The following is a 7,672-nucleotide window of genomic DNA, read 5'->3' as shown; positions in this document are numbered from 1 at the left end:
GAGGGCTTCGTGGTGATCACCGGCGATCCAGGCGTCGGCAAGACCACGCTGATGGGCCATCTGCTCGGCGAGATCGACGAGCAACGCCTCAACGTCATCAAGATCGTCTCGACCCAATTGCGTCCCGAGGACCTGCTGCAAACCGTCTGTGCTGGGCTAGAGATCGACGCGACCGGCGCGAGCAAGGCGGCGATGCTGGCGAGCATCGAGCATGGGCTGCACGAAGTGGCGCGTACCGGCCGCCGCACCTTGCTGATCATCGACGAGGCGCAGGCGCTGCCCGCGGAGAGCCTGGAGGAGTTGCGCATGCTCTCCAACTTCCAGGCCGGTGGCTATCCGCTGCTCCAGATCTTCCTGCTCGGCCAGCCCGAGTTCCGGCTGACGCTGCAAGACGGCAAGCTCGAGCAGTTGCGCCAGCGCGTGATCGCGATGCACCATCTGGCGCCGATGGATGCAAACGAGGTCGAACCCTATCTGCTACACCGCCTGTCGTGCGTCGGCTGGCGGGGCCGGCCGCGCTTCACCAACGATGCGCTCGCGGCGATTCATCGCTGGTCGTGCGGCATTCCGCGCCGCGTGAACCAGCTCGTCGGACGCGTGCTGCTGTTCGGCGCGATCGAGCAGCTCGACACCTTCGGCGCACCCGAGGTTGCGGCAGTGATCGCCGATCTCGACAGTGATTCCGCGAAGCCGGCGGCGGCGAAGCGCAGCGACGCGCTCGCCGAGCCGCTCGAGCTGCGCGATATCGCGCCGATGGCGATGGGCACGCCGACGCCATCGGAGCCGGTCGAGCCGCGCCCGCTTCGTGCCGAGATTCTCGAGGAGAGCCCTGCGCCGGTCGCGGACGCGTCGCTCGACCGTCGGATCGCCGAGCTCGAGAAGCAGCTGCAGGAGCAGGACGCGGCGCTTCGGCGCGTGCTGACCCTGCTCGTCGACTGGGTCGAGAGCGGCGACGAGCGCCGGCCGGACCTGTCGGGGCTGCGCGGGCACGCGGCCTGACGCGATGGTCGTCAACGGCCTCTCGGTAGATGTCGAGGACTGGTTTCAGGTCTATGCGCTCGAACGCGCGGTCGACCGGCGCGACTGGGATTCACTCGAGCATCGGGTCGTCGGCAACACGCAGACGATCCTCGATCTGTTCGACGCAGCGGGGGTGAAGGGAACATTCTTCACGCTTGGCTGGGTCGCCGAACGCTATCCGGCGTTGATGCGCTCGATCGTCGAACGCGGCCACGAACTCGCCAGCCATGGCTGCGATCATCGCCGCGTCTACACGATGGAGCCCGAGCAATTCCGGGCGGACGTGATCCGTTCGAAGCAGGTGCTCGAGGACGCTTCGGGCGTCACCGTCACGGGATACCGTGCACCCAGCTTCTCGTTCGACACGCGGACGCCCTGGGCGCATCGGATCCTGGCCGAGTCCGGCTATAGCTACTCGTCGAGCGTCGCGCCCCTCGCGCATGACCATTATGGCTGGCCCGACGCGCCACATAGCCTCTATCGCCCGCTCGGCGACTCATCGTTCGTCGAGCTGCCGGTGACCATCGCGCGGATAGTGGGGCGGAGCTTCGTTACCGGCGGCGGCTATTTCCGCCTGCTGCCGGGGCGGGTCACCGACAATGCGATCCGCCGCGCCAACCTTGCCGATGCCCGGCCGGCGGTCTTCTATTTCCATCCGTGGGAGATCGATCCCGGACAGCCGCGCGTGCCGAATACGCCGCTGCGGTCGCGCTTCCGCCACTATACGCGGCTGGGTGCGATGGCCGGCAAGATCGCAAGGCTGCTCGATCGGCATGCCTGGGATCGGGTCGACAATATCATTGCGCGCGAGGCGGAGCGGCTCCAGTGAACGCGCCGCTGCTGGCACGGCCGCCCGGACTGCGCACCGCCGATCCGGTCGATGCGAACGAACGGGATCAGATCGGCGCCTGGGTGCTCGATCATCCCGATGGCACGCCCTTTCATTTGCCGGCGTGGAGCGCCGCGGTGGCGCGGGGATGCCGGCAGAAGAGCCACTATCTCGTCGCGGAGCGCGGGAATGGCGGCATTGCCGGCGTGCTGCCTCTGATTGAGATGCATTCGCCCTTGTTCGGGCGGGCGCTGGTCTCGGCAGGGTTCGGGGTCGGCGGGGGCATCCTTGCCGACAGTGCGGCCACAGTGCGCGAACTGGCGGAGGCGGGCTGGGAGCTCGCCGGGCGGCTGAGCTGCCCTACAGTCGAGCTGCGTGGTGGAGCGCATCCGGGCACCGCGTGGCATATCGACGACAGCACCTATGTGGGTTTCGTGCGCGATCTGGCGGCGGACGACGAGGCCGAGTTGCTCGCGATCCCGCGCAAGCAGCGCGCCGAGGTGCGGCGCTCGCTGGGCAACGACCTCGAGATCGCGGCCGGAAGCTCGGACGCGGCCGCGCATTATGCGGTCTATGCCGAATCGGTGCGCAACCTGGGCACGCCGGTCTTTCCGCGCGCGTTGTTTGCCGAAATCCTGAAGGAATTCGGCAGTGCGGCGGACCTGCTGACCGTCCGCCATCGGGGAGCGCCGGTGGCGAGCGTGCTGAGCCTCTATTGGAAGGGTGTCGTCTATCCCTATTGGGGCGGCGGGACCGAGGCGGCGCGCGGGCTTCGCGCCAATGACGCGATGTATTTCGCGCTCATGCGCCACGCGCGCGAACGCGGTTGCACGCGTTTCGATTTCGGGCGCTCCAAGACCGGGACCGGCGCGGCGGCGTTCAAGAAGAATTGGGGGTTCGAGCCGCAGCCGCTCACCTATTTCACGCGCGCGCCGGAGGGTGTGGCGCCGCGGAAAGTGAACCCTCTCGATCCCAAGTTCAGTCTGCAGGTGCGGGCGTGGAAGCGCATGCCGCTCTGGGCGGCGAACCGGCTCGGCCCGTGGATCGCGCGGGGGCTGGGCTGATGGGGGACATACTCTTCCTCGCGCACCGCGTACCCTATCCGCCCGATCGCGGGGACAAGATCCGCAGCTTCCACATGCTCCGCCATCTGGCGGCGCGCGGGCGCGTGCACCTGGCGGCCTTCGCCGATGATCCGCGGGACATGGACCGGCCGGAACTCGCACGGTTCACCGCCAGCCGCGCGATCGTGCGGCGGACGAAGACGCAGTTCGTGGCCGGGGTGCAGGCGCTGGCGTCGGGCCAACCGCTGTCGCTGACCGCGTTCGACCATGCGGCGATGCGCCGGGCGGTTCGCGAGGTGCTGGCGCGCGAGGATATCGAGACGATCTTCGTCTTCTCGAGCCAGATGGCGCAGTATCTGCCCGCCGAGCCGCACGCCCGGGTGATCATGGATTTCGTCGACATGGATTCGGCCAAGTTCGCTGCCTATGCGGACGCGGCGAAGGGGCCGATGCGCTGGGTGCTCGCGCGAGAGGCGCGGCTGCTGATGGCGTTCGAAGGCGCGGTCGCGGCGCGCGCCGATGCAAGCCTGTTCGTGAGCCAAACCGAGGCAGGCCTGTTCCGCCGGCACACCGGTGCTGAACGCGTGCATGTGATCGAAAACGGCATCGACACCGCGCATTTCGATCCATCGGCGGATTTCGAGCGCGTGGACGCGGGGAGCGCGCTGATCGTCTTCACTGGGCAGATGGACTATCGGCCCAATGTCGAGGCGGTGAGCTGGTTCGTCGAGGCGATCCTGCCACGGGTGCGCGCGGCGCACCCGGAGGCGCGCTTCGCGATCGTCGGCCGCAACCCGACCGATGCGGTGAAGGCGCTGAGCAAGCATGCGGGCGTGATCGTGACCGGCGAGGTCGCCGATGTGCGCGGCTGGCTGGCGGCGGCCGCAGTAGTGGCGGCGCCGCTCAAGCTGGCGCGCGGGATCCAGAACAAGGTGCTCGAGGCGATGGCGATGGCGCGGCCGGTCGTCGCTTCGGCGGCGGCGGCGGAGGGTATCGACCACAACGGCACGATCGCGGTCGGCGTCACGGCCGAGGACATGGCGGAGGCGGTGACGCTTTTGCTCTCGGATCGCGAGAACGCCGCCGAGCTCGGGCTCGATGCGCGGGCGCGGGTGATGGCGCGCTATGGATGGGATGCGCGGTTGGCGGCGTTCGACCACCTTCTCGGTGCCCCCGTGCGTCTTGGACAGGCGGCATGACCATCGCGCTATCCCAGGACGATTTCGCGCGGGCCGGGGGCTTCGATGCGCGCTGGAAGCGGCATGCCGCGATCCTCGCGGGCGCCTGGGCGGTATTGCTGCTGCTGTTCCGGAGGGACACCAGCGACCTTGCCACGATCTACTGGACCAACACCACCTTCGGGCATTGCCTGTTCATCGCGCCGGTGATCGGCTGGCTGGTCTGGCAGCGGCGCGGGGGGCTCGCGCTGGTGCGGCCGCAGGGCTGGTGGCCGGGGCTGGCGCTGGTCGCGGCCGGAGGGCTGGGCTGGCTGCTCGGCGATGCCGCGGGCGTCGCATTGTTCCGCCATGCCGGGCTGGTGCTGATGCTGCAGGGCATTGCCGTGAGCGTGCTCGGACCCAATGCGAGCCGGGCCCTGCTCTTCCCGATCGCCTACATGGCCTTCCTGGTGCCCTTCGGCGATTTCCTCGAGGGGCCGCTCCAGACGATCACCGTGGCGATGGTGATGCCCTTGCTCCACCTGTTCGGCGTGCCGGCCAACGTCGACGGAGTGCTGATCACCACCTCCAACGGCTATTTTGAAGTCGCCGAGGCCTGCTCGGGCGCCAAGTTCGTGATCGCGATGGTCGCGTTCGGCGTACTCGTCGCGAACGTATGCTACGTCTCCTGGACGCGCCGCGCGGCCTTCCTCGCCATGGCGCTGATCGTGCCGGTGCTCGCCAACGGCCTGCGCGCCTTCGGGACGATCTATGCCGCCTGGTGGACCTCGGTCGAGGCGGCCACGGGGATGGACCATATCGTCTATGGCTGGGTCTTCTTCGCGCTGGTGATGGCGGCGGTGCTGGCGATCGGCTGGAAATGGTTCGACCGCGATCCCGATGCGTCGTGGTTCGATCCGGAGCGGCTGCAGGCGCCGGTGACGCGTCGCGCCGAGGCGCCGGTGGCGGCATTGCTCGCGCTCAGCGTGGCGAGTCTCTTCCTCGGCTGGTCGAGCTGGATCGCCGCCCGCGCGGCGCCGCTTCCGGCCAAGGTCGCGCTTCCGGAAGTTCCCGGCTGGCACCGCGTGGGCGCGAGCACCGTCGCCTGGGTGCCCAATTTCCCGGGCGCCGACCATTTCCTGATCGGGCATTATGCCGACGCGCGGGGCAGGGCGGTGGACCTCGCGGTCGCGGTCTATGCGAGCCAGCGCGAGGGCAAGGAACTGGTCGGCTTCGGGATCGGCGCGATCCGCGAGAACGACCGCTGGGTGCGCATCGCCGACCTGCCGGGCCTTTCGGGCGGGCACGCGCTGCGCATGACCGGTCCCGGGCGGGTGGAACGCGTGACGGTTAGTTGGTACCGCGTAGGCGACACGCTGACCGGGAGCGACAAGCGCGTGAAGCTCGAGACGTTGAAGACCAAGTTGCTGGGGGGAGACCAGGCGGCAGTGGGGGTGCTGCTGTCGGCCGAGCAGGGACCCGATGACGGCGCGCAGGCGGCGATCGGCGATTTCCTGAATGCGCTCGGGCCCGTGGACGCGTTCGCCGACCACACGGCCGGTCGCTAATATGTGCGGCATTGCGGGGCTCTATTACCCCGCCATAGCGAAACCCGTGGATCCCGCCCGCGTCGCCGTGATGCGTGACGCGCTGGCGCATCGCGGCCCCGACGGCGAGGGGGTGTGGACCGCGCCCGGGGTCGGGCTCGGCCACCGACGGCTCTCGATCATCGACCTCGAGGGCGGCGTCCAGCCGATGGCGACGCCCGATCAGAGCGTGGTCGTCACCTACAATGGCGAGATCTACAATTTCCAGGAAGTGCGCGCCGAGCTCGAGGCCAAGGGCGCACGCTTTCGCACCGAAAGCGATACCGAGGTGCTGCTCCACGGCTGGCGCGCCTGGGGGACGGGGATGCTCGAGAAGCTGAACGGCATGTTCGCCTTCGCGCTCTACGATGCCGAGAAGCAGAGCCTGTTCCTGGCGCGCGACCGCTTCGGAGTGAAGCCCTTGGTCTATACCAAGCTCGCCGATGGCGCCGTGGCGTTCGCTTCCGAGATCAAGGGGTTGCTGGCGCATCCCCTGTTCCGGCGGCGGCCCGATTTCCGCGCGGTCGAGGATTATCTCGGGCTCGGATACGTCCCCGACGACGCGTCGCTGCTCGCGGGGGTGAAGAAGCTGCCCGCGGGGCATTTCCTGCTGCTCCAGCGCGGCAAGAGGATGCCGCAGCCGGTGCGCTGGTGGGACGTGGACTTCTCCAACCGGGCGACCGGCAAGGTCCGCGACCTCGAGGCGGAGCTGATCGAGCATATGCGCACCGCGGTGCGCGCGCGGATGATCGCCGACGTGCCGCTGGGGGCGTTCCTCTCGGGCGGAGTCGACAGCAGCGCGGTGGTCGCGCTGATGGCCGAGGCGAGCAAGGCGGCGGTCAAGACCTGCACGATCGGCTTCGACGAGGCGGGACATGACGAGACCAGCCATGCCGCGCTGGTGGCGGAGCGGTTTGCGACGGCGCATCGCGCGCGGCGGGTGAGCGCCGACGATTTCGCGCTGATCGACACGCTCGTCGCCGCCTTCGACGAGCCCTTCGCCGACGCCTCGGCGCTGCCGACCTACCGGGTGTGTGAACTCGCGCGCGAGACCGTCACCGTCGCGCTCTCCGGGGACGGCGCCGACGAGGCGTTGGCGGGGTACCGGCGCTACAAGTTCTTCGCAGCCGAGGAGCGGGTGCGCTCGCTGCTCCCCGAAGGCCTGCGCGCGGGCGTGTTCGGGACGCTGGGGCGCTTCTATCCCAAGGCCGACTGGGCGCCCCAGGCGTTCCGCGCCAAGACCACCTTGCTCGCGCTCGCCGAGAATGGCGAGTTCGCTTATCCCAAGGCGGTCGGCGTCACCGCGCCCGCGTTGCGCGACCGGCTCTACACCACCGCCGCGAAGCACACGCTTGCCGGGCACACCGCCGAGCAGCGCTATGTCGACGCGATGCGGCGGGCGCCGGCGCGCGACGGGCTCGACCGTGCGCAATATGCCGATATCCAGCACTGGCTGCCAGGCGACATCCTGACCAAGGTCGATCGCACCAGCATGGCGGTGAGCCTGGAGGCGCGCGAGCCGCTGCTCGACTATCGCCTCGTCGAATTCGCGGCGACCTTGCCGCCATCGCTCCGCATCAAGGCGGGGCAGGGCAAGTGGCTGATGAAGAAGGCGCTCGAGCCCTATCTGCCCAAGGAGATCCTCTACCGGCCGAAAATGGGGTTCGTGACGCCGATCAGCGCCTGGTTCCGCAGTGCGCTGGCCGAGGAGGCGGCGGGGCTCGCGCGGTCGAAGCTGCTCGCGGGAACCGGCTGGTTCGAGCTCGGCGCGATCGAACAACTCGCCGCCGACCACAAGGCCGGCCGCGCAGAGCACGGCAGGACGCTGTGGCAGCTGCTGATGCTCGAGCGGAGCCTAAAGCGGCTGTTTGGATAGGGTGTGTCGGCAGTCAGTCCAAACTTCCTCTCCCCTTGATAGGGGAGAGGATAGCGGAGCTTGGCAGCTTGCTGCCTAGCGCAGCTTGGAGAGGGGTAGAGCGGAGCGCAGCTCCGCGCGGCTGCTGCGCAGCCGCACCC

General features: G+C 68.9%; 6 protein-coding genes. All 6 read left to right on the top strand.

Going from position 1 to position 7,672, the window contains the following annotated elements:
• Positions 1–999 (top strand): AAA family ATPase (locus MT490_RS13855; RefSeq protein WP_297388765.1); only part of this gene is annotated, 999 nt, incomplete at its 5' end.
• A gap of 4 nt (positions 1,000–1,003) precedes the next feature.
• Positions 1,004–1,849, top strand: coding sequence for an XrtA system polysaccharide deacetylase (locus MT490_RS13850; protein WP_297388763.1), 846 nt, complete (start codon positions 1,004–1,006; stop codon positions 1,847–1,849).
• Positions 1,846–2,913 carry a FemAB family XrtA/PEP-CTERM system-associated protein gene (locus MT490_RS13845; RefSeq protein ID WP_297388760.1) on the top strand — a complete coding sequence of 356 codons (1,068 nt, stop codon included), beginning with the start codon at positions 1,846–1,848 and terminating at the stop codon, positions 2,911–2,913. Before MT490_RS13850 ends, MT490_RS13845 begins: the two co-directional genes overlap by 4 nt.
• The gene (locus tag MT490_RS13840; RefSeq protein WP_297388756.1) at positions 2,913–4,112 is read left to right on the top strand and encodes a TIGR03087 family PEP-CTERM/XrtA system glycosyltransferase; all 1,200 of its coding nucleotides are present in this window, start codon (positions 2,913–2,915) and stop codon (positions 4,110–4,112) included. Before MT490_RS13845 ends, MT490_RS13840 begins: the two co-directional genes overlap by 1 nt.
• Positions 4,109–5,638 (top strand): exosortase A, encoded by a 1,530-nt coding sequence (gene xrtA / locus MT490_RS13835; protein ID WP_297388753.1) that lies wholly within the window; start codon positions 4,109–4,111, stop codon positions 5,636–5,638. The genes MT490_RS13840 and xrtA overlap by 4 nt, the downstream gene beginning before the upstream one ends.
• A 1-nt stretch (position 5,639) precedes the next feature.
• Positions 5,640–7,532 (top strand): XrtA/PEP-CTERM system amidotransferase, encoded by a 1,893-nt coding sequence (locus MT490_RS13830; RefSeq protein WP_297388750.1) that lies wholly within the window; start codon positions 5,640–5,642, stop codon positions 7,530–7,532.
• Positions 7,533–7,672: the final 140 nt, after the last annotated feature.

It is taken from the genome of Sphingomonas sp. (genome assembly GCF_026460985.1).
Classification (GTDB): domain Bacteria; phylum Pseudomonadota; class Alphaproteobacteria; order Sphingomonadales; family Sphingomonadaceae; genus Sphingomonas.
This window is presented reverse-complemented; position numbering and strand designations above follow the sequence as displayed.

What these genes read in the sequence shown, in the direction of transcription:
- xrtA (WP_297388753.1), top strand. Translation starts at nt 4,109, where the DNA reads ATGACCATCGCGCTATCCCAGGACGATTTCGCGCGGGCCGGGGGCTTC.
- MT490_RS13830 (WP_297388750.1), top strand. Translation starts at nt 5,640, where the DNA reads ATGTGCGGCATTGCGGGGCTCTATTACCCCGCCATAGCGAAACCCGTG.
- MT490_RS13850 (WP_297388763.1), top strand. Translation starts at nt 1,004, where the DNA reads ATGGTCGTCAACGGCCTCTCGGTAGATGTCGAGGACTGGTTTCAGGTC.
- MT490_RS13840 (WP_297388756.1), top strand. Translation starts at nt 2,913, where the DNA reads ATGGGGGACATACTCTTCCTCGCGCACCGCGTACCCTATCCGCCCGAT.